Raw genomic sequence first — 22,301 nt, 5'->3', positions numbered from 1 at the left:
CGCGCCCGCGAAAGCGGTGGATCGATCGGGCAAAGCTGGGACTCGGCAGCCTGGCGGTTCGCCGCATCGCTCGCGCGGGGTGTAAGTTGCATGCGCGCGGCCGGTTTGGGCGCGGCGCACAGAGAGTCAGGATGCAGGCAAATGTTGTGATCGTCGGCGCAACGCGCGGATTCGAAACGCTGACGTATTCGATTCCGCCGGCGCTCGACGGGCGCATCCAGCCGGGGCATCGCGTGCTCGCGCCGCTGCGCTCGCGCAAGCTGACGGGAGTGGTCACGCAGGTCGGCGAGCACCTTTCGGCCGGACAACTGAAGCCCATCCTCGAAGTCCTCGAGCCGCGGCCGCTGTTCGATCGCGCGCATCTGCAGTTGATGGAGTTCCTCGCGTCTTACTACATGGTTTCGATTGCGGACGCGTACCGGATCGTGATTCCCGCGGTCGCGCGGGTCGAGTCGAGGACCGCGTACCGGCTCGCGACTCCCCCCGACCAGTTGGCGCGCGCCGCGTTCACGCGAGTCGAGCGCGCGATTATCGAGACGATCGCCAAGCGCGCGGCAACCACGCGCAGCCTTGAGAAAATCGGCCCGCCCGGCGAGGTGCGCGCCACCATCGCCCGCTTCGTCGCGGACGGCACCCTCGAGCGCCGCGACGCTGCCACGGGGAGGCATCGCGATACCGCGGATTCGATCGCGCGACTCGCCGGATGCGCAAGCATCGAGGGCGTTCGCGGCTCGAAGCAGCGTGAAGTGCTCAGTGCGATCGCCAACGCCGGCGCCGCAGGCGCGCGCATCGCGGATCTGAAGGCTGAAATCGACGGCGCGAGCGCGGCGTTGAAGAGCCTCGCCCGTCGCGGGTTGATCGCGATCGAGGCGGCGCCCGGCGCGATAACCCATAATGTCGCGGCGGCCGAGTTCGACCTCACCGTTGAGCAGCAAGTCGCGCTGGATGCGATTTCACCGGCCATCGAGCACCGGCGCTACGAAGCGTTTTTGCTCTGGGGTGTCACCGCCAGCGGCAAGACCGAAATTTACCTTAAGCTTGCCGCGCGCGCGCTCGCGGCCGGGCGAAACGTTTTGATCCTGGTGCCCGAGATCGCGCTCGCCGACGAGATCGTGCGATCGTTTCGCGCGCGTTTCGGTTCGCTGGTTGGCATCGCCCACAGCGCGCAGAGCGTGTCGGAGCGATGGGCGAGCTGGATGGCGGCGATTGGCGGGCAGGCGCGAGTGATGATCGGTCCGCGCTCGGTGATCTTTGCGCCGATTCACGACGCCGGGTTGATCGTCGTTGACGAGGAGCATGACGCTTCGTACAAAAATGAGGAAGGCATTTACTATCACGCACGCGACCTCGCGGTCGCGCTCGCCGGATTTTCGAATTGCCCCATCGTGCTCGGCTCGGCGACCCCGTCGAGCGAGTCGTATGCGAATTCGCGGCGCGGACGGTACCGGCTGATCCGGCTCTCGCGGCGGGTGAACGATCGCGCGATGGCATCGGTCGAAGTCGTCGATATGCGGCGCGAAGTCGCCGACGCGCGCAGGCTTGCGGCGGCCAAGCCCGCAAATGGAGCGGGACCGGCACAGCCGAAGCCTCAAGCGGCGGAAGTTCCGGATGCGGTGCCGCTCTCGGCGGCGTTGGCCGCCGCGCTGCGCGAAAATCTCGCGTCGGGCGGCCAGAGCATGGTCTTCCTCAACCGCCGCGGGTTTCACAATTTTCTGCAATGCCATATCTGCGGCAACGTGATCGCGTGCCCGAACTGCAGCGTCAGCATGACGTTTCATATGCGCGACCGCTCGCTCCGATGCCATTACTGCAACAATCATACGGCGGCGCCCGACACCTGCCCCGAATGCCATGGCTACGGGCTCAAGGGCCAGGGCTTCGGCACCGAGAGACTCACGCAGGCGTTGGCGGAGATGATGCCGGCGGCGAGGATCGAAAGAATGGACTCCGACACCAGCAGTCTGCGCGGAGCGCGTGCGCGGATGCTGGCCGAGCTTCGCGCGGGTGAAATAGATATCCTGGTCGGTACGCAGATGATCACCAAGGGTTTCGATTTTCCCGGCGTCACGCTGGCCGCGGTGGTAAACGCCGATTTGGCGCTGAACATGCCCGACTTCCGCTCCGCCGAGCGAACGTTTCAATTGTTGACACAGGTCGCGGGACGCGCGGGACGCGGCGAGCGTCCGGGCCGCGTGATCATTCAGACCTACGCGCCCAATCACTACAGCATCCGCGCCGCCAGGGATCAGGACTACGCGCGCTTCATGCGGCGCGAGTTGCAACTGCGCCGCGACCTTATGTATCCGCCGTTTGCGCGCCTCGCGATGGTGCGAATCGAGGGCGCGGAGCCGCGCCTGGTCAGGCGCACGGCCGAGGCGGTCGCCAAATCGCTGGCTACGGCTTCGACCCCGGAGGGAATCCGCGTGCTGGGGCCGGCGCCTGCGCCGATCGAACGGATCAAGCAGCGCTACCGCTGGCAGGTGATGGTAAAATCGCGCGAATTAAAACCGATGCGCGCGGCGATCGCCGCAATGCGCGCCGAAGTTGGACCGTCGGCAGAGCGCGACGGCGTTTTTCTTGCGATCGACATCGATCCGGTAAGGATGCTGTGAACGAATGAACGAGACGAACGAGCATCAACCGATGCATCATGTGCCGCGCGCGCATCACGCCTTCGATGTGAAGATGAAGGACGGCGCGACGATCCACGTCCGCCAGCACGGCATCCCCGGCGCGCCGCGCCTGGTGCTCAGTCACGGCAACGGGCTTGCGATCGACGGATATTTTCCATTCTGGGGACCGTTGCGCGAGCGTTACGAAGTGATCGTCTTCGATTTCCGCAATCACGGGCACAACCCGTTGCACAGCGCGCAAGGGCATACGTGGCAAAACTTCGTCGCCGATATGGACGCAGTCTGGCACGCGATTAATCGCGAGCTTGGCGCCAAGCCTGCCGCCGGGCTGTTTCATTCGCTGTCGGGCGTCACGGCTGCGATGCATGCGCTCAAGCATGGACCGCGATTCGACGCGCTGGTGCTGTTCGATCCGCCGGTTTATCCGCGCCAAGGGCATCCAATCCAGTACCTGCAGTATTCCGACAAGGAATCGCTCGCCTCGCGCGCGGCGCGGCGCCCCGAGCGCTACAAGGATCCGATGGAGCTGGCTAGGCAGTTCGCCAAGCGCTTCAAAAGATGGGTGCCGGAAGCTTACGAACTGATGGCGCGGGCGACGCTGCGCCACGATCGCGCGAGCGGCGACTGGATTCTTGCGTGCCCGCGCGAATATGAGGCGCAGGTTTTTTCCAGCGCTGCGAACCCGGATCTGTGGCCGCAGATGGCGCATTGCCCGGCGCCGGTAAAACTCGTGTGCGGAGATCCGACGCTGGAAGACGTGATGGCGCCGGCGCTGATCGGGCGCGCGATGGCCGAGGAGCTGGGACTGGCGTACGAAGCGATCGCGGGGACCTCGCATTTTCTTCAAATCGAGCGTCCCGCCGAGTGCATCCGCGCAGTGGAATCGTTTCTTGCGCCGCTCGGACTCGCCGCGCCAGTTGCCCTTTGATAGATTTGTAAAATCCGGTATCCACGATGGCGCTGCTGAAAATCCGCAAATTTCCCGACGACTCGCTCAAGCAGCCGGCCGCCCCGGTCAAAAATATCAACGGCAACGTCGAAGGCCTGATCGACAGCATGGTGCAGACCATGTACGCCGCGCCGGGCGTGGGCCTGGCCGCGCCGCAGGTCGGCGAATCGAAGCGGATAATCGTGCTCGACACCGACCATGAACAGCCCGGCAAGCATCTGCTGAAACTCATCAACCCACGGGTGGTAGAGGCCGAGGGCAAGATCGTTTGGGAAGAGGGATGCCTGTCGGTGATCGATTACACCGCCGACGTGGAACGCGCGGCGCGGGTGCTGGTGCGCGCGTGGACGCCCGACGAGAAGGAGATCGAGATCGAAGCCGGCGATCTGCTCGCAGTGGCGTTGCAGCACGAGATCGATCATCTTGACGGCAAACTCTTCATCGACCGCATCAGCCGAATCAAACGCGAACTCTACAAGCGCAAACTGAAAAAGTTAATCAAGGAGGGCAAAGCCGATAACGTGCGCCCCTCCACGGTGCGAATCTAAAATCGCCGAGTCACTAAAGATCGTTTTCATGGGCACGCCGGCCTTGGCGGCCCGCATCCTGGAGCGGCTCGTAACGGCTTCGGGAGCCGGCTTCCGCGTGGTCGGAGTTGTCACGCGCCCCAACCAGCCGCGCGGGCGCGGGCTCGGCACGGAGCCGAGCGCGGTCGGCGCGCTCGCGGCGCGCCATGAAATTCCGACGCTGAAGCCCGTCAAAATTCGGACGCCGGAATTTTTGAGCGAGCTGAAGGCATTCGCGCCCGATCTCCTGGTGGTGGCTGCTTATGGACGCATTTTGCCAAAGTCGATTCTCGACGCTGCGCGAATCGCGCCGATCAACGTCCACGCATCGCTCCTGCCGCGCCATCGCGGTGCCGCCCCGATCGAAGCTGCGATCCTGGCGGGCGACGCCGAAACCGGAGTCACGATCATGCGGATCGTCGAGCGGATGGACGCCGGCCCGATCTATTTGCAGCGCAGCATTTCGATCGAATCAGGCGACACGCAAGGAACGTTGAAGGAAAAACTCGCGGAGCTTGGTGCGGACGCAGTGCTCGAGGCGATCGATCTGGCTGCGCGCGGCGCGCTGGTCGAAACACCGCAGGACGAAGCGATCGCCAGCTACACGGCACAGGTCGAAAAGAAGGACGCGGTGATCGATTGGACGGCGAGCGCCGTGCAAATCGAGCGGATGACGCGCGCATACGATCCGTGGCCGGTGGCGCGGACGCGCCTGGGCGGCGACGAAGTTCTCATCTGGCGCGCCGCGGTTGCGCACGAGGACGGAAGCGTCGAGTCTCCTGGCACGATCGTGAGCGTGAAGCCCAGTCCCGTGGTCCAGTGCGGAACCGGTCGACTCAGGCTGCTCGAGGTGCAAGCTGCCGGGCGAAAGAGAATTTCCGCGGCTGATTTCCTTCGCGGCAAACGCGTGGAAGCCGGCGCGCAGTTCGGCTCATGAGCGAAGATCAGGCGAAAATACCGCCCGCCGGGCGATCGAGCTCGCGGACCGACGAAGGGCTCGCGTCGCGAACGGCGGCGGCCGAGATTCTGTATCGCGTCGATCAGGAGTCCGGTTACGCCGACGTTCTGCTGGGCGGGCGGCTGCCCGATTTTGCGCCGGCGGATCGCCGGCTGATCACGCGGCTGGTGCTCGGGACGCTCGCATGGAGGGGACGCCTCGATTACGAGCTGACGCAGCTGACGGGACGCAAGCTCGAAGGGATTCAGCCCGCGGCGCTGGCGATCATGCGGATGGGGCTTTTTCAGCTTCGATTTCTTGACCGGATTCCGCAGCACGCGGTGGTGGATACTGCGGTCAGCATTGCCAAGCGAATTCCCGAGGCGCGCAAGGCGTCGGGCTTCGTCAATGCCGTAATGCGCCGCGCGACCCGTGAGACGGCGCCGATGCCGGCGCGGGAGCGCAACGAAAAAAGTTATCTCGCCGTTATGTATTCGCATCCACGCTGGATGGTCGAACGATTCGTCGATTGGTTCGGCGTCGCCAATGCCGAGCGCCTGATGACGGCGAACAACGACGCCGCGCCCAACGTGATCAGGCTCAATCTCGCGCGCGGATCCCGCGCGGAGATAATCGAGAACCTGAGCGCCGACGGTTTCGAGATCGGCGCGCCCGGCCGCGCGCCCGAAACGATCGTGCTCAGCAGCGCGCCGCACTTCGAGTCGCGCGCGTATCGCGACGGCCTGTTCCACGCGCAATCCGAAGCGTCGCAGATGGTCGCGCGAATGCTGGCGCCGCGTGCGGGCGCGACGGTCGTGGATTGTGCGGCGGCGCCGGGCGGCAAGGCGACCCATCTGGCGGAGTTGGTGGGAGAGCGCGGCCGAGTGATCGCGGTGGACCTCAATCTGGGCGGACTCAGGAACGCGCGCGGCCTGGCGCACCGACTGCGGCATCGTAATCTCGAGTTTGTTTGCGCCGACCTGGCGGCTGCGGTGCCGCTTGCACCCTCGAGCATCGAAGCGGTGCTGCTCGACGCGCCGTGCACGGGAATCGGGACCTTGCGGGAGCATCCGGAGATCAAGTGGCGGCTCAAGCCCGGCGATCCGGCGCGAATGGCTGCGATACAATCGCTAATGCTCGAGCATGCGGCGGCGATCGTGCGTCGCGCGGGCGCGATCGTGTATTCGGTTTGCAGCATCGCACCCGAAGAGGGCGAAGGCGTGGTCGATGGATTTCTCGCGCGCCACGGCGATTTCGAAATCGATCGCGCCGTTGCGGCTGACGGCGTGTTGAAAGACGTGATCGACGCGCGAGGATTCATGAAGACGCGGCCGGACGTCGGCGGACTGGACGGTTTTTTCGCCGCGCGCCTGGTTCGCAGGAGATTCGCTTGAGCACTATCCGTGGGCGGCGCTGACTTTCGGAGAAGATTCACTGAAAAGACTGAAAATCGCGTAGGCGCTTTGCCTGCTGGCGGCGATGCGATAGCACTATCTGTGGCTACAGCGACTTTCGGAGGGGACTGACTGAAACAAGCCGACAAAATAGCGCCGTCGATTTTGTCCGCCGATTTCGCGCGGCTCGGCGAAGAAATTCATGCGCTCGAAAAGGCGGGCGCCGACCTGATTCATTTCGACGTGATGGACGGGCATTTCGTGCCCAACATCTCAATCGGAATTCCGGTGCTGGAGTCGGTGCGCAGGATAACCAAGCTGCCGCTCGATGCGCACCTGATGATTTCAGAGCCAGCGCGGTACGTCGAAGCGTTTGTGAAGGCGGGCGCCAATTTAATTTCGGTGCATTGCGAGGTCTGCCCCGACATCCCCGCGATGGCGAAGCGAATCCGCGGCTTCGGCGCGCGCGCGTCGATCGCAATCAATCCCGAGACCGGCGCCGACCGGGTGCTCCCCTTCGCCGAGCATCTCGACATGATCCTGGTGATGAGCGTGCATCCGGGATTCGGCGGCCAGGGGTTTATCCCGGCCGCGCTGGAAAAGTTGCGCTACATCCGGCGCGAGTTGAAGCGGCGCGGACTCAGTATCGACCTCGAGATCGATGGCGGCGTGAAGCTCGATAACATCGCGGAGGTGAAGGCGGCGGGCGCCAATGTGTTCGTGTCCGGATCGGGAATATTCAGCAAGCCCGATTACACAAAAATTGTGGGCGAGATGCGCGAGCTGATTGCGCGCATTCCTGCGGCGATCTAGGCGAGCGCATGCGATTTCCAACGGACTCGCGCGCTATCGCCTCGGATGCTATAACCACTCGTCGGTGTTCTCCCGATCACGCTCAACCGGAGACGGGGTGTAGCTCAGCCTGGCCAGAGCACTGCGTTCGGGACGCAGGAGTCGCTGGTTCAAATCCAGTCACCCCGATTTCTTTTCAGTGAAGTTTCTCCGCAAGTCAGCTGCAACCGTGAATACTGCTTCTGCCTCTCCGCTGGTCCGCTCTCTTTCAGATGGTGCCGCCTCAGTGAATCGTCTCCACAAGTTTTTTGCGTTCGCAGCAGGGGCAAGGGCAAGGCGCCATCCACCGGGGCGCTACATTGTGAAGGAAATTCACTGAAAAAAATGATTGAAGCACTCCTGATAGTTGGCGCGTACCTGGTAGGCTCGATTCCGACCGGCGTGATCGTGGGCCGGATCCGCGGCTTCGATCCGCGCGGAGTCGGCTCGGGCAATATCGGAACGTCCAACGTGGCGCGCGCGGGCGGTACGAGCGCGGCGGTGATAACCTTCGCCGGCGACGTGCTGAAGGGCGCCATACCGGTGATGGTGGCGCGGGCGGCGGGGTTTCCAATTGCGGTTATCGCGTGGACCGGTCTGGCGGCGTTTGTCGGCTCGATTTGCTCGGTGTTTCTCCGCTTTCGTGGCGGCAAAGGCGTGGCGGCGGCACTGGGAATTTGGCTGGCGCTCGCGCCGATGGTGATTCTGGTCGCACTTGCGGTGTTCGGCGTGGTGTTTGCGATTAGCCGAATCATGTCGCTGGCGTCGATAGGCGCGGCGATCGCACTGCCGCCGACGGCCGCTGCCCTGGGATTGCCGCATAATTATTTGCTGCTCGCGATCCTGATGACGGCGCTGGTCCTGTTTCGCCATCGCGCGAATATCCAGCGCCTATCGCGCGGCGAGGAGCCCAGGTTCCAGCCCAAACGAAGTGACCGCGTCGCCTCCAGTTAGTGCCTGTAGATTAATCGGACGCCCGCCAGTTAAGCATTGCGGAGGTTCCAGGAGCGCCACGCCGGGCGGTATCTATAACGCGGTGACGTGCATCGGCGGAAAATGCCCGTTGGCATCGCGCTTGCGTTGACCAATGCGCTGGATGTTGCCGCAATCCCGCTGGATGGACTAGGTATTGGTCGGAGCCGTCCTGATGCACGCGCGAGGCGGGGGGGCTTGAACCATCGGCATCCTAGGAGAATGGTTAATAGAGGATGCGGGGCGGCGGGCCGGCATTTGTCCCGAACGGCCAGTCTGAGAAAAGACCGAGAGGAGACTTATGAAGAAGGTTGAGGCGATTATCAAACCGTTCAAGCTCGACGAGGTCAAAGAGGCGTTATCGAGTATCGGTGTGCAGGGTCTCACGGTCAGCGAGGTCAAGGGATTCGGTCGTCAGAAGGGGCATACCGAGCTGTACCGCGGTGCGGAGTACGTCGTGGACTTTCTGCCCAAGGTAAAGCTCGAGATAATTGTTTCCGACGAGCTGGCGGCGCAGGTCGTCGAGACCATCGAGCGCGCGGCGCGAACCGGCAGGATCGGCGACGGGAAAATCTTCGTGATGCCGATGGAAGAGGTGGTGCGTATCCGCACCGGCGAGCGCGGCGTCAACGCACTGTAGCTATCGCGCCGCGCAATCAGTCAGTTCTTCTTTCCGTTGCTCGCGACGGCGCCGTTTGACAGTGCGCGCCCCGATACGCTCGAATCCGGGCGACTACGTCAATGCGATACCGCGCGCTTAGCGACGTCCGCGTCGTTGATCTCACTCACTTCATTGCGGGTCCTTACGCCACCAAGTTGCTGGCGGACATGGGTGCCGACGTCGTCAAGATCGAGCCGCCATGGGGAGACGGCGGACGCAGGCTGGGGCCGCATCGCGCCGGCAATAAAGATCGCGGCGCCCTGTTCGCGTTTCTGAATCTCAACAAACGCGGCGTTACGCTGAACTTGAAGCATGATCGCGGCCGCGAACTCGTCGCCGGTCTGCTCGACGGCGCCGATCTCCTGATTGAAAACTTCGCGCCCGGCACTCTGGCCGCGCTTGGTCTGGCGCCCGATGAGCTGATCGCGAAGTTCCCGAGGCTGTCGATCGTCTCAATTTCAAATTTCGGGCAGGATGGGCCGGACCGCGACGGCAAGTTGAATGATCTGGCGCTGTTCGCGCGCGGCGGATGGACATTTCCCGTGGGCGAGCGCGATCGCGAGCCGCTGACACCGCCGGGCTCGCTCGCGCAGTACGTCGGCGCGCTGTACGGGGCGATTGCCGCGATGCAGGCGCTGGCGGCGCGCGATCTGGGCCTCGGCCACGGTCAGCATATCGACGTCTCGATCCTCGAGGCGACCGTCGCCACGATGATCTATGAGACCGTCACCTTTCAGTACACCGGAGTCGTGCGCAGCCGCGAGGGCAAGCGCTACGCGGTCGGCCCGTTTTTGATCGCGACCCTGAAGTGCAAGGACGGATACGCCGGCCTGCATTGCGTGACCGACAAGCAGTTCGAGGCATTGTGCGATCTGATGGGGCGTCGCGAGCTCGCTTCCGATCCCCGGTTTAATACCGCATTGAACAGGATGCTCAACAACGACGCCCTGCTCGAGGTCGTTGAAGCGTTTTTCATCGGCCGTGAACGCAACTGGCTCTACCGCGAGGGGCAGCGCCGCGCGATTCCGCTCGTACCGATACCGAGCGTGGCTGAGGTGCTGGAGTGGGAGCAGACCAGGGTCCGCAATTATTTCGAGACGATCGATGATCCGGTGCTCGGAACGATTCGTGTGCCGGGGACCCCGTTTCGCTTGACCGCGCATCGCGGGGAAGCGCCGCGGCCGGCGCCGCGACTCGGCGAGCACAATCGCGAAATCTTCGGCGGGCGGTTGGGGCTGAGCGACGGCGAGATCGACGCGCTCGAGAAAGCGGGCGCGATATGAAGACCATCTTTGACGGCAAGCTTCGCGTGCTCGACATTTCGATGGGATGGGCGGGGCCGCTGGCCGGTCAAATGTTCGCCGAGATGGGCGCCGAGGTAATCAAGGTTGAAGATACGCATCACTTCGACTGGTGGCGCGGTTCGCTCTCGATGGCGGCGCCGGAGATGCAGCCGATAGAGCGCTCAGCGGTCTTCAACACCGCCAATCGTGGCAAGCGCGGTGTCACGCTCGATCTTGCCAGTGCGCGCGGAATTGAAATCCTCAAACGCCTCGTCAACCTCTGCGACATCCTGGTTGAGAATTTCAGCGCGGGCGTGATCGATCGGCTCGGCCTCGGCTACCATTCGCTCAGCGCGATCAATCCGCGCCTGATCATGATCTCGATGCCTTCGTTTGGGAGCGACGGCCCCGAATGCAACATGCGCGGCTACGGCAACACCGTCGAGGCGATGGCGGGAGTGACCGGACTCACCGGCTATCACGACGGCGACGGGCAGCATTACACGCTTAGCAACGCCCTTGGCGATCCCGTCGGCGGGTTGCACGGCGTGTTCGCGCTGATGGTGGCGATGCGCGAGCGCGAACGCACCGGGCGCGGGCAATTGATCGAACTGGCGCAGGTCGAGTCGCTGATTCCGTTCGTCGCCGGGGAAATCCTCGACTATCAATTCACGGGCAGGCTGCCGGCGGCGCGCGGCAACCGCCATCGCGAGCACGCGCCGCATGGAATTTATCGGTGCGCGGGAGACGACACCTGGATCGCGCTTGCCTGCGAGACCGACGATCAGTGGCGAAGTCTCGCCGGCGCGTTGGGCCTCGAGCGCATTGCCGCTGACCGGCGCTTCGCGGGCGCCTCCGCCCGCAAAGCCAACGAGGACGCACTCGACGCGGAGCTGTCGCGCGCGATCGCACAATTGAACGCCGACGATTGCGTCGCCCGTTTCCGCGATGCGGGAGTGCTGGTTGCGCCGGTCAATTCGGCGCCGGCGGTGATCGCCGACCCGCAGCTCCAGAGCCGCGAATATTTCGTTGCGATCGATCGCGCCGTCGTCGGGACGCATCTTTATCCCGGCGCCGTCGCGCGCATCCCGGATACTCCGCTGCGCGCCGATGCTCCCGCGCCGCTGCTCGGCGAGCACAACCGGCAGGTTTTCGCAGAGCTGCTTGGAATGACGGACGACGAGATTGCGGAACTCGAGCGGATTGGCGTCATCGGATCGAGTCCGCGCCAGTATCGCGCCGCATCGTGAAAATCCAGTCGCGCGGGCGCGGAGACTCGCGCGTCAGTGCACGTTGTCGCTTGGGACGAAGCCGTGCAGGCCCTTGAACGCGCCGTCGAGCACTTCGATCTGCGAGCCTTTGTCGTCGCTGTTGATGATTCGCACCGGAGTGTTGTTGTCAACCTGCTTGGTGGCGAGTCCTTCGCCAAGCCCTCCGATCATCCCGCCGACGACCCCGCCTTGCTTTTTCAAATCGCTCAGTTTGGTGAACGTATTCTCGTCGGGATAGACGGCGACGGTGCTTTCGCCGTTGTGCGCGACCAGCTTATGACCGCATCCCGCAAGCGCAAGCGAAGCTGCAATCGTAAATGCGCAGATGACGAGCGTCGAATTTCGCATCGAAAGTCCTCCTCGACCGCGAGCGCAGCGGCGCCGGCCGCCTCATCCCATGGTCAGGACTTGTAGCACGAGCTTCGGGAAAACGGCCATACGCCGCCTGCGCGCCGTTGCGAAAACGCCGGCTGACGGCTTCGGGGTCGCGCGCAAATCGCCATAATTTCCAGCAAATCATGAAAATTGCGGGGCATTCGGGCCCATGATAGGCTTCACGATTCGCTCGGCGGGCAAGCGCGCCCGCAGCGCTCCAGGAGGAATTTTTTGTTGTCCGCGGAAAACACAGTGCCCGCCGCCAAACGCGCGGTCACGATGGAAAAACTGGTCAACCTGTGCAAGCGCCGTGGAATTGTTTTTCCAACGAGCGACATCTACGGGGGACTCGGATCCACCTTCGACTACGGCCCGCTGGGCGTCGAGCTCAAGCGCAACGTCAAGGAGGCGTGGTGGCGCGAGATGGTGCAGTACCGCAGCGACGTGCTCGGGCTGGACTCGGCGATTTTTCAGCATCCGCGCACCTGGGAAGCGTCGGGTCATCTCAAGAATTTCACCGACCCGCTGGTCGATTGCAAAAACTGCAAGCAGCGTTTTCGCGCCGATCGCATCGCGGGCGGCAACTGCCCCGAATGCGGCGGCGAACTGACGCCGGCGCGCAATTTCAACCTGATGTTCAAAACGTTCATGGGTCCGGTCGAAGACACCGCGGCGGTGGTCTATCTGCGCCCGGAAACCGCGCAGGGGATTTTCTCGAACTTCGAGAACGTCGTCGATACGCAGCGCGTCAAGCTGCCGTTCGGCGTCGCGCAGCAGGGCAAGTCGTTCCGCAACGAAATCACCACCGAGAATTTCATTTTCCGCACCCGCGAGTTCGAGCAGATGGAGATGGAGTTCTTCGTTCGTCCCGATCGCGAGGAAGAAGAGAAGTGGTATCGCTATTGGGTCGATTTCCGATTCAACTGGCACGTCAAATTCGGCATCAAGCGCGAGCATCTGCGCGCCCGCGAACACGCGACCGATGAATTGTCGCATTATTCGAGCGGCACCACCGATATCGAGTTCCTGTACCCGTTCGGATGGGGCGAGTTGGAGGGTGTGGCCAAGCGCGGCAGCTACGACCTCGATCAGCACGCGAAGTTCAGCGGCAAGGACCTGACTTATTTCGACGAGGACACCAAGACACGCTTTCGGCCGTGGGTGATCGAGCCCGCGCTGGGGGTGGATCGCGCGATGCTCGCGTTCATGCTCGACGCGTACGACGAGGACGTGGTCGATAACGAGGAGCGCATCGTGCTGCGGCTCGATCCCCGTCTCGCGCCAATCAAGGTTGCCGTCTATCCGCTGCTGCGCAAGGCGGGACAGCCCGAGAAGGCGACCGCGGTGCGCGACGCGCTGAAGCGTCATTTCACCGTCGCTTACGATCAAGCGGGTTCGATCGGCCGGCGCTATCGCCGCCAAGATGAAGTCGGCACGCCCTACGGCGTGACCATCGACCATCAGACGATGGAAGACGACACGGTGACCGTTCGCGATCGCGACTCGATGACGCAGGATCGCGTGCCGATAGCGAGGCTGGTCGAAGAGATCAGCGATCGAATAGGCTGGACGCGCGAGATCGCTCCGGAGCCGGCATAACTTTCAAAATCTTTCCGCATGATGCGGAGACGGGAGACGCAGATTCACATGGGTCGTATTCATCCTGAGATCTACTTTTTCGGTGCGGGCGCGGTGGAGGGACGCTCCGCGATGCGCAATCTGCTGGGCGGCAAGGGCGCGAACCTGGCCGAGATGGCGCGGCTCAAGCTGCCGGTCCCGCCCGGATTCACGATCTCGACGCAAGTCTGCAACTACTTTTACAATCACGGCCACAAGTACCCCAAGGGTCTCACCGAAGGCGTGGCGAAGAGTGTGGCGCGAATCGAGAAGGCGCTCGGGCGCAAGTTCGGCGACGCGAAGAATCCATTGCTGGTGTCGGTGCGATCGGGTGCGCGCGTTTCGATGCCGGGAATGATGGACACGGTGCTGAACCTCGGCCTTACCGACGAGACGATGAAGGGACTGGCGGATATCAGCGGCAACCCGCGCTTCGCGTGGGACTCGTACCGGCGGTTTTGCCAGATGTTCGGCGACGTGGTGCTCAAGCTCAAGCCGGAGAACAAGAACGATCCTGATCCGTTCGAGGAAATTATCGATCGCAAGAAGGCGGCGCGCGGCGTCAAGAACGACACCGACCTGAAGGTCGATGACTTGCAGGAACTGGTCGGGGAGTTCCGCGCGATGATTCGTTCGCGGGTCGGCCGCGACATCCCGCAGGATCCAAGCGAACAACTGTGGATGGCGATCGGCGCGGTGTTTGACTCGTGGCACAACGATCGCGCGATCACCTACCGGCGAATCAACAACATCCCGGGCGATTGGGGCACCGCGGTCACGGTGCAGTCGATGGTGTTCGGCAACCTGGGCGACGATTGCGCCACCGGGGTCGCATTCACCCGCGATCCCGGCACCGGTGAAAAAGGAATCTACGGCGAGTATCTGCCCAACGCGCAGGGCGAGGACGTCGTCGCCGGCATCCGCACCCCCAAGCAGATAAGCCTGAAGGCGGGGCGCCAGTGGGCCGCGCGCGCGGGTATCAGCGAGGCCGAGCGGGTGACGCAATACTCGACGCTCGAGGAAAGCTTTCCCGACGTTTACAAGCAATTCCTCAAAATCTCGGCGCAGCTCGAAAAGCATTTTTGCGATACGCAGGACATGGAATTCACCATCGAGCGCAATCGCCTGTTCATGCTTCAGACCCGCACCGGCAAGCGCACCGCGCAAGCCGCAGTGCGCATCGCGGTGGATATGGCCGACGAGAAGCTGATCGATCGCAAGACCGCGCTCAAGCGCGTCGAGCCCGAACAGCTCGAGCAGTTTCTGCATCCGCGGCTGGACCCGTCGAGCAAAAAGCACGTGATCGCGCGCGGACTGCCCGCATCGCCGGGCGCGGTCAACGGCGAAGTGGTGTTCTCGGCGGATGAAGCGGTCGCCGTGGCGGCGTCGGGCCGCAAAGTAATCCTGGTGCGGCTGGAGACCTCGCCCGAAGACATCCACGGGATGCAGGTGGCCGAAGGAATCCTCACCGCACGCGGCGGGATGACCAGTCACGCGGCCGTGGTCGCACGCGGGATGGGCAAGTCGTGCGTCGCCGGCGTCTCGGCGCTGGAAATCGACTACGGCGCCGGCACGCTGTCGGCCAACGGCACGGTAGTCCGCCGCGGCGAGTACATCACGCTCGATGGAGCGTCAGGCGAAGTGATCGAGGGCCGGGTGCCGACGGTCGATCCCGAGATGCCGCCCTACTTCAAGAAATTTCTGTCGTGGGCGGACGCGCAGCGCAAGTTGGGAGTGCGCGCCAACGCCGACACTCCCAACGACGCCAAAATCGCGCGCGAATTTGGCGCCGAAGGGATCGGGCTGTGCCGCACCGAACACATGTTTTTCAATCCCGAGCGAATCTCGGCCGTGCGCGAAATGATCATGGCGGAGAACGCGGAGCAGCGTGGGCGCGCACTTAAAAAGATTCTGCCGATGCAGCGCGAGGACTTCATCGGAATCCTGAAGACGATGGCAGGGTTGCCGGTCACGATCCGTTTACTGGATCCGCCGTTGCATGAATTCCTCCCGCATGCCGACAGCGAGCTGCGCGACCTGGCCGCCAAAATCGGCACCACGCTGGAGCATTTGAAGCAAGTGCGCGAGAGCCTGTTCGAGGTCAATCCGATGCTGGGGCATCGCGGCTCGCGGCTGGGAATCAGCTTCCCCGAGATTTACCAGGCGCAGGCGCGCGCGATTCTCGAGGCGGCGTGCGAACTGCGCAAGCAAGGGGTCAAGGCGATGCCCGAAATCATGCTGCCGCTGATCGGCGAGCGCAAGGAATTCGACATCCTGGCGGCGCAGATTCGTGAAGTGGCGGCCGCGGTGTTCAAGGAACGCGGCATCAAAGTGCCATTCACGATCGGCACGATGATCGAAGTGCCGCGCGCGTGCGTGGTTGCGGATCAGATCGGCGCGGTCGCGGAATTCTTTTCATTCGGGACCAACGATCTCACGCAGATGACCTATGGAATCTCGCGCGATGACTCGGGAAAATTCCTCCCCGACTACATTCGTACCGGAGTTTACAAAAACGACCCGTTCGCGGTGCTCGATCCGGTCGGAGTCGGCGGGTTGATGCAAATCGCGATCGAGCGCGGGCGCAAGGCGAACCGGAAATTGAAGATCGGGATTTGCGGCGAGCATGGCGGCGATCCCGCCAGCGTCAAGCTGTGCCATCGCCTCGGGCTGGATTACGTGTCGTGCTCGCCGTATCGGATTCCGGTCGCGCGGTTGGCTGCCGCGCAGGCGGCGATCGAGGCCTCGCAGAAAAAAGTTGCGTTCAAGGACGTGTAGCGCAGGGGCGACCCCTGGCAGGGGTGACCCCTGCACCCAGTATTAAGGCCGCCCGCCGTTGGCGGGCGCGGCCTCTGCCAGTGGCTTAATACTGCGCTGCCGTCGCCACGGCCAGGGGTGACCCCTGCACCCGATGTTAAGAAAAGACGCGGGCGGAGTTTACCCTGAGCGAAGTCGAAGGGCCCTGTTAGAACCGGTAAGGGGGAAAGAGGCGGCCGCTCGCATTTTTTTGTAATCTTGAGCGCAGCGAAGGATCTCGCGCGACGGCGCGGGAATCTAGGCGAAGTAATCTTCGGCACGGATGGCGGAGATATCGAGCTGGTAAACGCGATTGTCGCGCAGGACCTTGAGATTGACGCTCTCGCCGGGCCGATGGTTGCGGAGCGCCTCGTAAAGAACCCGCCGGTCGTTCACGTCGGTGTCATCGATCGAAATGACCAGGTCGCCCTGTTGCAGGCCGGCTTTCTGACCCGGACCGCCGGGCATCACGCCCGCGATCACAACGTGGTCGCGCAGCGTGTATGAGAGCACGCCGAGCCAGGCGCGCGGTGCGGTGGTGGTGCGCCGGCCATGTTTGATCAACTCATCGCGGACGGCGAGGAAACATTCGCCCGGCACGCCAAGAATCGCGCGGCTCAGGTCGGCGAAGTTCAAGTATGAAACCGCCACCACTTGCGCCTGAAGATTGCAGATCGGTCCGCCGCTCATCCCGATGTTGAGCGACGAGGCGGTGACGCAGACGCACTTGTCGAGCACGAATTCCCAGACCGCGTCAAAGGGACCGAGATACGTGATGATGCCGCAATCAGCGCATCGCTTCTCGCCGCCGAGACTGCCGACGGTGAACGCCTCCTGCCCGACGACGCATTTTTCCGACGACACGACCTCCACGCAGGGAATGTTGTCGCGATCGATCTTCAGCAGGCCGAGTCCGGTGCTGTAATCCTTGCCTACGATCTTTGCCTTGAGTTGCTCGCCCCCGGGCAGCGTGACGATCACGTTTTGCGCCCCGAGCAACAGGTAGTGAACCGTGAGGATCAGTCCGTCGGGGCTAATGACGGTGCCGGTGCCGCGACGATCGGTGCCCAGCCCAATCGCGGTCGAGACATGCGTCGATGGGATATGCGAGTGAACGCCAACGGTGGCGCGGAGAACTTTTTCAAGCAGGAATATGGGCGCGTTCACGTGGATGTCCCGCGAATTAGGCTAGGACCGCGCACCTGCCGTTTCAAGCGCGATCGTTCAAAGCGTGTGGCGAAAAAAAAGAGGCGGTCCCTGACGAGACCGCCTCAGATGAGAAAATCGAAGGGGTTTACTTCGCGCTCTTCACCCGCGCATTGGGCAGCGCGGTTTCATTGGCGCGAATTGAAAGCGTCTGCAGCGCTTCGCCGAGATCGAGCTCGCTATACTTCGGATTGGAATACAACTCGTCCAGCCGCTTGACCGCCTGATTCGCGGTCACCCCGCCCATCGAGAGCTGTCCCGAGAGCTGACGGATAATGCGACGGGCGCCCTTCCAATGAAACAGTTCGGCGGCGGAATTGAGGACGTCGAGTTTGCCGACGCTCACCCGCATCGCATCGGAGTAGCCATTGACGTAACCGTCCTTGGCTGCGCCATTGAGGCGGCCCCAGAAATTGCCATTGTGGCTCACGTTGGCCGAAGCAAAAGCAACAGCCCAGCTAGCAACAAAGCCCAGCATCACGCCGGCGGCGAATTTCTTCATTTCGCGATGGTTCTCCCCGATTCGAAGGCAACCTGTTTAGCAATAATATCTCGTAAACGCAAAGTTGGTTACATCCCAAATTGCGGTACGTTGGACGGCATTGACTGAATAAAGCCCTCCGAACCTGCCGAAGGCCTCGCTTAACCGGCTCTTTCCGCCACCGACGCATCCTCCGCCTCCCACAACAGGCCGGAGTCTAGAGCATTTCGAGGGCCACGTAAATACGGTCATTTTTCGCTCTCAAAAGGCGCCGCAGGATCACAGGATTGAATGGGCGCGCGTGGCGGTGCCATGATCATCCCCCGTCGGCCCGTGGCGCCAATCCGATGTCCATCTACGAGCAGGTTCTTACGTTTATCCACAGGCCCGAGCCTGAATCGTTCCAGCGGCTTGCGCTGGACGTCTTTCGCCATCAATTCGAGGCGGTTGGCGCATATCGGCGCTACTGCGAAGGGCGCGGCGTCGATCCTGGCGCGGTGCGGATCGTGGACGATATCCCGGCGGTCAGCAATGTCGCATTCAAGTACGCCGACTTTGCGATCGACGGGTCCGTGCAATCAGCAGAAGCAGCCATTTTTCTCACCAGCGGGACCACGCAGGGGCGGGAACGCCGCGGACGCCATATCGTTGCGCGGCCCGAGATTTATCGCGTCTCGGCGATCTCTCATCTGCGCACGATGCTGTTCCCCGACGCTCGTCGAGTGGCGATTCTCGCGATGCATCCGACCGCGGACGTGATGCCGGAGTCGTCGCTGGCGGCGATGATCGGCTGGTGTATCGAAGAATTCGGGACGCGCACGCATCTGGCGGCCGCATCGCGCGACCGTATCGATGTTGAAGCGGCGACCGGGTTTCTTGCCGACGCCGAGGCACGGCGCGAACCGGTGTGCATCCTGGGCACCACGGCTGCCTTCGCGGCGCTGTTTTCCGAGCTTCGCAGCGGCGGCGTGAAGCTTCGGCTCGCTCCGGGTTCGCGAATGATGGACACCGGCGGGGCCAAAGGGCAGGCCGTACCGATGCAAGCCGCGGAGGTGATTGGCCGGGCCGGCGAATTGCTCGCGATCGCGCCCGCGATGGTTGTCAACGAATACGGGATGACGGAATTGTGCTCGCAGCTTTACGACGCGACGGCGTTCAACTGCCCCGGCGTGTCGAATACAAATTCGCAGGAGAATACGAAAGACCGGTTCAAAATTCCGCCGCCATGGCTGCGCGTGACGGCGCGGGATCCGGTCACCTTGAGGCCGATGCCGGACGGGGAGAGCGGACTGCTGACGTTCTTCGATCTGGCCAACGTCGGCTCGGTGTCCGCGGTCATGACGGAAGACCTCGGCTGGGTCGAGCGTGGCCGGGTTCGCCTGCTTGGCAGAGCGACGGGCCGAGAGGCTCGTGGCTGCGCGCTGGCGATTGGGCAATTCTCCGCGGCTGAAGCGGCGCGCAGGACGGAGGTGACCCCCGAACGCGTGGAGGCTCCGCGATGAGCGTTAGTACGGCGTCGAGCCAAGCGCAGGCGGGCGCGCCAGGTCCCGGCACGGCCGGCCTCGATTCATCACGGCTGATCGAATCGGATATAGCATCGGCAGCGGCGCGCGTGCGCGGAGCAGAAAACGTCAACCCCGGCGCGGATCGAATGGCCAGGGCACTGGCGCGCGCGTTCGAACTCTGGCGCGATCGGGATTACGCGCGCCGAAGCGAAGCGATCGCCGCAATCGCGCGCTCGGCGGGGTATTCCGTCGCGATGCTCGAAAACTCGATCGACGCGCTGCTGAAACCATTCACCATCGACGCGTTGAAGTCGATCGCCGCGCGGGTCTCGGCGAGCGGCGGGATCGACAGGCCAAAGACGGCCGGATTCATCGCCGCGGGCAACGTTGCCGGCGCCGGGATGCATGAGATCGCGATCGCGCTGGTGGCAGGCGCAGGGGTGCTGGTTAAAACCGCCTCGGCCGAGCCGATATTTTTCGCGGAGTTTGCGCGCACGCTCGCCGAGATCGATCCCGACGCCGGCGCGCGCATCGAGGTCTTCCACTGGAGCCGCGCGCGCGCGGATCTGACCGCGGCGTTGATCGCGAATTGCGAGCGAGTGGTGGCGTACGGCGACGACCTGACGATCGAGTCGCTTCACAGCCGGCCCAATGTGATCGGATTCGGCAGCCGGGTCAGCGCCGCCGTGGTCGCGCCGGGCGCTACCGATCCGTCGCGTATCGACAGGGTCGCGGAGCTGCTCGCGCGCGATGTCGCATTGTTCGAGCAACTGGGCTGCCTGTCGCTCCATCATGTGTTCGTGGTGAGTCATCCCGGCGACGCAGCGCGCGACCTGGCGATTCGAATGTCAGCGGCGCTCGAACGCATGGGGAAATCGATGCCGCCGGCGAAAATCCCATTGCGCGACGCCGCCGAAATACGCGGATTGCGGGAGCGCGCGCGCTGGCGGCGGATTGCGGGCGAGCCGGTCGAGCTGTTTGAGGGAGACCGGCTTGAATGGACGGTGGTTTTCGAGCCGAGTTCGGCGCGGGATGACTCCTTCAAAGTTTCGCCGGGGTTCAGGACGGTGCACGTGACCGGGGTGCGCGATCTCGGGGAATTTCGCGATTGCATCGCGGGTGTATCGGGACGGATCGAAGCGATGGCGGTGGCTGGCGATGAATCGGAAGCCGCCGGCATAGGCGCAACCGTCGAAGCGATCGGTATACCGTACGTGTGCGCACCCGGCGAGATGCAATCGCCGCCGCTTGATTGGCGCCACGGTGGAGGCGGGTTTATCGATATGATGGTTGGAGCGCGATGAGCGATCTCGGCGATTTCTTCCGCCAAAATCTGGCGCAGACTTCCGACGCACCGATCGGGCTGGAGATCTCGCGCGCCGAGGGTTCGTGGCTGGTCGCGTCGGACGGACGGCGCTATCTCGATTTCATCGCGGGGATAGGCGTCTGTGCCCTCGGCCACGGACATCCCGAGGTGCTCGCCGCGATCGGGGAGCAGGCGCGACGCCATCTGCACGTCATGGTGTACGGCGAGTACGTGATCGAGAGCCAGGTGATGCTGGCGCGAAGGCTCACCGAGCTTCTCCCGCGGCCGCTCGAGCGCGTGTATTTCACCAACAGTGGAGCGGAAGCTATCGAATGTGCGCTGAAGGTGGCGCGCAAGTTCACCGGACGCGCGGGATTTGTGGCGTTCGACGGGGCGTATCACGGTGACACGATGGGCGCGCTTGCGCTGGCGGGAAATCGCGCGATGCGCGAGCCGTTCGGCGCGCTACCCGGCCCGGTGCGGCATCTGCCGTTCGGCGACGAGGGAGCGCTTGCGAAAATCGATTCGACCATCGCGGCGGTGGTTGTCGAGCCGGTGCAGGCCGAGGGCGGCGTGCGCATCCCGGAGGCCGGATTCATTCGCGCGCTGCGTGAACGATGCGATCGCGCGGGTGCGATGCTCATCTTCGACGAGGTGCTGACGGGCTTTGGCCGCACCGGCAAGCTGTTCGCGCTCGAGCATTTTGGCGTCGTGCCCGACATTGTCGTGATGGCCAAGGCGCTCGGCGGCGGTCTGCCGCTGGGCGCATTGTGCGGCCGCGACGAGCTTCTTGGCACGCTCTCGCACGATCCCCCGCTCGGACATATAACGACCTTCGGCGGCCATCCGCTTTCGTGCGCAGCCGGACTGGCTGCCCTGAACGTGATCGTGCGCGAGCGTCTATACGAGCGCGCCGCGACGATTGGCAAGGAGATCGTGCGGCGGCTGTTGGCGATGCGCGCGCCGGAAATCGCGGCAGTGCGCGGACTCGGGATGCTGGTGGGTATCGAGTTTCGCGATGCGGCGCTGGCGCGGCGCTTTGTGGCGGCGACTTTAGCGCGCGGGGTGGTTCTGAACTGGACGCTCAATGCGGACAACGTAGTCCGGCTTGCGCCGGTGCTTACGATCATGCCGGACGAGGTCGATTTTGCGTTGAGCGCGATGGAAAAGGCGCTTGATGCAATCCGGCGCTGAGGTCAGGCTGTTGGTAATCATGAGAGGAGTTGGACGGCGCGGAAAAAATGTTGGGGGAGCCTGATTGGCGGAGCAAATTAAAAACGACGGCCGATCCGCGCTGACGTATCCCGGCCTCGGCCGCGCCACTGCGGAGTTCATCTGGACCGAGGATGACGAGGAATCGCTGCGAGTCGTGAAACTCGGCGGCGCGGTCGCGATCTTCATGCTGCTGGCGTACCTTGCGCGCGAACAGCAGGTGCGGGGAGAGCATTCGCCGGGGTCAGGCCTGGACTGGCTGATGCTGGGCGTGACCTGCCTGTTCTTCGGGCTGGTGTGGACGCG

Annotated in this window: 19 protein-coding genes and 1 tRNA gene; 17 read left to right on the top strand and 3 right to left on the bottom strand. The window is 63.4% G+C overall.

Features of this window, described 5'->3' with window-relative positions:
• Window positions 1-131 precede the first annotated feature (131 nt).
• From priA to VIO10_RS08265, 11 genes are all read left to right on the top strand, one after another.
• Complete coding sequence (gene priA / locus VIO10_RS08315; RefSeq protein WP_331962181.1) at window positions 132-2,612, top strand: replication restart helicase PriA; 2,481 nt, start codon at window positions 132-134, stop codon at window positions 2,610-2,612.
• Window positions 2,613-2,616: 4 nt separating this feature from the next.
• Window positions 2,617-3,561, top strand: coding sequence for an alpha/beta hydrolase (locus tag VIO10_RS08310; protein ID WP_331962178.1), 945 nt, complete (start codon window positions 2,617-2,619; stop codon window positions 3,559-3,561).
• A gap of 26 nt (window positions 3,562-3,587) precedes the next feature.
• Window positions 3,588-4,130: a peptide deformylase gene (gene def / locus VIO10_RS08305; RefSeq protein ID WP_331962175.1), complete on the top strand. Its 543-nt coding sequence runs from the start codon at window positions 3,588-3,590 to the stop codon at window positions 4,128-4,130.
• Window positions 4,099-5,085 (top strand): methionyl-tRNA formyltransferase, encoded by a 987-nt coding sequence (gene fmt, locus VIO10_RS08300; RefSeq protein ID WP_331962220.1) that lies wholly within the window; start codon window positions 4,099-4,101, stop codon window positions 5,083-5,085. The genes def and fmt overlap by 32 nt, the downstream gene beginning before the upstream one ends.
• Complete coding sequence (rsmB, locus tag VIO10_RS08295) at window positions 5,082-6,479, top strand: 16S rRNA (cytosine(967)-C(5))-methyltransferase RsmB (protein WP_331962173.1); 1,398 nt, start codon at window positions 5,082-5,084, stop codon at window positions 6,477-6,479. Before fmt ends, rsmB begins: the two co-directional genes overlap by 4 nt.
• Before the next feature lie 132 nt (window positions 6,480-6,611).
• Window positions 6,612-7,292 (top strand): ribulose-phosphate 3-epimerase, encoded by a 681-nt coding sequence (gene rpe, locus VIO10_RS08290; RefSeq protein ID WP_331962217.1) that lies wholly within the window; start codon window positions 6,612-6,614, stop codon window positions 7,290-7,292.
• Window positions 7,293-7,385: 93 nt separating this feature from the next.
• Window positions 7,386-7,460 (top strand) — tRNA-Pro (locus VIO10_RS08285).
• A 195-nt stretch (window positions 7,461-7,655) separates the two neighbouring features.
• On the top strand, window positions 7,656-8,264 hold the full coding sequence (plsY, locus tag VIO10_RS08280; protein WP_331962170.1) for a glycerol-3-phosphate 1-O-acyltransferase PlsY: 609 nt from the start codon (window positions 7,656-7,658) through the stop codon (window positions 8,262-8,264).
• A 319-nt stretch (window positions 8,265-8,583) separates the two neighbouring features.
• The gene (locus VIO10_RS08275) at window positions 8,584-8,922 is read left to right on the top strand and encodes a P-II family nitrogen regulator (protein WP_324095547.1); all 339 of its coding nucleotides are present in this window, start codon (window positions 8,584-8,586) and stop codon (window positions 8,920-8,922) included.
• 101 nt (window positions 8,923-9,023) lie between these two features.
• Entirely contained in the window at window positions 9,024-10,226 is a 1,203-nt protein-coding gene (locus tag VIO10_RS08270) for a CoA transferase (RefSeq protein ID WP_331962164.1), read from the top strand.
• The gene (locus tag VIO10_RS08265; RefSeq protein WP_331962161.1) at window positions 10,223-11,476 is read left to right on the top strand and encodes a CoA transferase; all 1,254 of its coding nucleotides are present in this window, start codon (window positions 10,223-10,225) and stop codon (window positions 11,474-11,476) included. Before VIO10_RS08270 ends, VIO10_RS08265 begins: the two co-directional genes overlap by 4 nt.
• A gap of 33 nt (window positions 11,477-11,509) precedes the next feature.
• Here VIO10_RS08265 and VIO10_RS08260 read toward each other — a convergent pair whose 3' ends face one another.
• Window positions 11,510-11,845, bottom strand: a complete 336-nt coding sequence (locus VIO10_RS08260) for a hypothetical protein (RefSeq protein WP_331962158.1) — start codon at window positions 11,843-11,845, stop codon at window positions 11,510-11,512.
• A gap of 306 nt (window positions 11,846-12,151) precedes the next feature.
• Between VIO10_RS08260 and VIO10_RS08255 the strand changes: the two genes are divergently transcribed.
• A complete protein-coding gene (locus VIO10_RS08255) occupies window positions 12,152-13,471 on the top strand; it encodes a glycine--tRNA ligase (RefSeq protein ID WP_349259234.1) in 1,320 nt (439 codons plus the stop codon).
• Between the two features lie 18 nt (window positions 13,472-13,489).
• Window positions 13,490-16,267 (top strand): pyruvate, phosphate dikinase, encoded by a 2,778-nt coding sequence (gene ppdK, locus VIO10_RS08250; protein WP_331962152.1) that lies wholly within the window; start codon window positions 13,490-13,492, stop codon window positions 16,265-16,267.
• Between the two features lie 276 nt (window positions 16,268-16,543).
• Here ppdK and VIO10_RS08245 read toward each other — a convergent pair whose 3' ends face one another.
• Window positions 16,544-17,452, bottom strand: a complete 909-nt coding sequence (locus tag VIO10_RS08245; RefSeq protein WP_331962149.1) for a S1C family serine protease — start codon at window positions 17,450-17,452, stop codon at window positions 16,544-16,546.
• Between the two features lie 127 nt (window positions 17,453-17,579).
• A complete protein-coding gene (locus VIO10_RS08240; RefSeq protein WP_331962145.1) occupies window positions 17,580-17,993 on the bottom strand; it encodes a hypothetical protein in 414 nt (137 codons plus the stop codon).
• Between the two features lie 326 nt (window positions 17,994-18,319).
• Here VIO10_RS08240 and VIO10_RS08235 point away from each other — a divergent pair, with 326 nt between their 5' ends.
• From VIO10_RS08235 to VIO10_RS08220, 4 genes are all read left to right on the top strand, one after another.
• Window positions 18,320-19,474, top strand: a complete 1,155-nt coding sequence (locus VIO10_RS08235; protein ID WP_331962142.1) for a hypothetical protein — start codon at window positions 18,320-18,322, stop codon at window positions 19,472-19,474.
• On the top strand, window positions 19,471-20,781 hold the full coding sequence (locus VIO10_RS08230) for an acyl-CoA reductase (protein WP_331962139.1): 1,311 nt from the start codon (window positions 19,471-19,473) through the stop codon (window positions 20,779-20,781). The genes VIO10_RS08235 and VIO10_RS08230 overlap by 4 nt, the downstream gene beginning before the upstream one ends.
• The gene (locus tag VIO10_RS08225) at window positions 20,778-21,977 is read left to right on the top strand and encodes an aspartate aminotransferase family protein (protein WP_331962136.1); all 1,200 of its coding nucleotides are present in this window, start codon (window positions 20,778-20,780) and stop codon (window positions 21,975-21,977) included. Before VIO10_RS08230 ends, VIO10_RS08225 begins: the two co-directional genes overlap by 4 nt.
• A gap of 64 nt (window positions 21,978-22,041) precedes the next feature.
• On the top strand, window positions 22,042-22,301 hold a 260-nt coding region (locus tag VIO10_RS08220), incomplete at its 3' end, for a hypothetical protein (protein ID WP_331962133.1).

The sequence above is a fragment of the Candidatus Binatus sp. genome (assembly GCF_036567905.1).
Taxonomy (GTDB): domain Bacteria; phylum Desulfobacterota; class Binatia; order Binatales; family Binataceae; genus Binatus.
Note: the sequence above shows the minus strand (reverse complement) of the source record. Positions and strands in the feature narration are given on the sequence as shown.

What these genes read in the sequence shown, in the direction of transcription:
- priA (WP_331962181.1), top strand. Translation starts at nt 132, where the DNA reads ATGCAGGCAAATGTTGTGATCGTCGGCGCAACGCGCGGATTCGAAACG.
- VIO10_RS08310 (WP_331962178.1), top strand. Translation starts at nt 2,617, where the DNA reads ATGAACGAGACGAACGAGCATCAACCGATGCATCATGTGCCGCGCGCG.
- def (WP_331962175.1), top strand. Translation starts at nt 3,588, where the DNA reads ATGGCGCTGCTGAAAATCCGCAAATTTCCCGACGACTCGCTCAAGCAG.
- rsmB (WP_331962173.1), top strand. Translation starts at nt 5,082, where the DNA reads ATGAGCGAAGATCAGGCGAAAATACCGCCCGCCGGGCGATCGAGCTCG.
- plsY (WP_331962170.1), top strand. Translation starts at nt 7,656, where the DNA reads ATGATTGAAGCACTCCTGATAGTTGGCGCGTACCTGGTAGGCTCGATT.
- VIO10_RS08275 (WP_324095547.1), top strand. Translation starts at nt 8,584, where the DNA reads ATGAAGAAGGTTGAGGCGATTATCAAACCGTTCAAGCTCGACGAGGTC.
- VIO10_RS08270 (WP_331962164.1), top strand. Translation starts at nt 9,024, where the DNA reads ATGCGATACCGCGCGCTTAGCGACGTCCGCGTCGTTGATCTCACTCAC.
- VIO10_RS08265 (WP_331962161.1), top strand. Translation starts at nt 10,223, where the DNA reads ATGAAGACCATCTTTGACGGCAAGCTTCGCGTGCTCGACATTTCGATG.
- VIO10_RS08260 (WP_331962158.1), bottom strand. Translation starts at nt 11,845, where the DNA reads ATGCGAAATTCGACGCTCGTCATCTGCGCATTTACGATTGCAGCTTCG.
- VIO10_RS08255 (WP_349259234.1), top strand. Translation starts at nt 12,152, where the DNA reads ATGGAAAAACTGGTCAACCTGTGCAAGCGCCGTGGAATTGTTTTTCCA.
- ppdK (WP_331962152.1), top strand. Translation starts at nt 13,490, where the DNA reads ATGATGCGGAGACGGGAGACGCAGATTCACATGGGTCGTATTCATCCT.
- VIO10_RS08240 (WP_331962145.1), bottom strand. Translation starts at nt 17,993, where the DNA reads ATGAAGAAATTCGCCGCCGGCGTGATGCTGGGCTTTGTTGCTAGCTGG.
- VIO10_RS08235 (WP_331962142.1), top strand. Translation starts at nt 18,320, where the DNA reads ATGTCCATCTACGAGCAGGTTCTTACGTTTATCCACAGGCCCGAGCCT.
- VIO10_RS08230 (WP_331962139.1), top strand. Translation starts at nt 19,471, where the DNA reads ATGAGCGTTAGTACGGCGTCGAGCCAAGCGCAGGCGGGCGCGCCAGGT.
- VIO10_RS08225 (WP_331962136.1), top strand. Translation starts at nt 20,778, where the DNA reads ATGAGCGATCTCGGCGATTTCTTCCGCCAAAATCTGGCGCAGACTTCC.